The organism is Wenzhouxiangella sp. YN1, from assembly GCF_056324145.1.
This window is the reverse complement of the sequence record NZ_JBJNIO010000101.1, coordinates 1-305: the sequence shown is the minus strand read 5'-3', so window position 1 is coordinate 305 and position 305 is coordinate 1. Positions and strand designations below refer to the sequence as shown.

1 protein-coding gene is annotated in these 305 nt (G+C 63.3%); it reads left to right on the top strand.

Features of this window, described 5'->3' with window-relative positions:
• The coding region (locus tag ACEWQZ_RS02340; RefSeq protein WP_476481464.1) for an integrase core domain-containing protein at window positions 1-305 on the top strand (305 nt) is incomplete at both ends.

The following is a 305-nucleotide window of genomic DNA, read 5'->3' as shown; positions in this document are numbered from 1 at the left end:
TCGGTGATCTGCTGTCCGATCTGGGCGTGGAGCGCAGCTTCTCGAGGCCGAGAGTCAGCAACGACAACCCGTTCAGCGAAAGCCAGTTCAAGACGGCCAAGTACTGGCCGAGCTACCCGGGTCGCTTCCAGGGCGATGAACATGCCCGGACGTGGTGCAGCGAGTTCTTCCCGGCTTACAGCCGCCGACCGCACGAAGGCCTGGCGCTGTTTACCCCCGAAGATCTCTATACCGGACAGTTCGAAGCACTCTGGCGGATCCGGCAAGCGGCCATGGATCGGCACTATGCGGCGCATCCCGAGCGC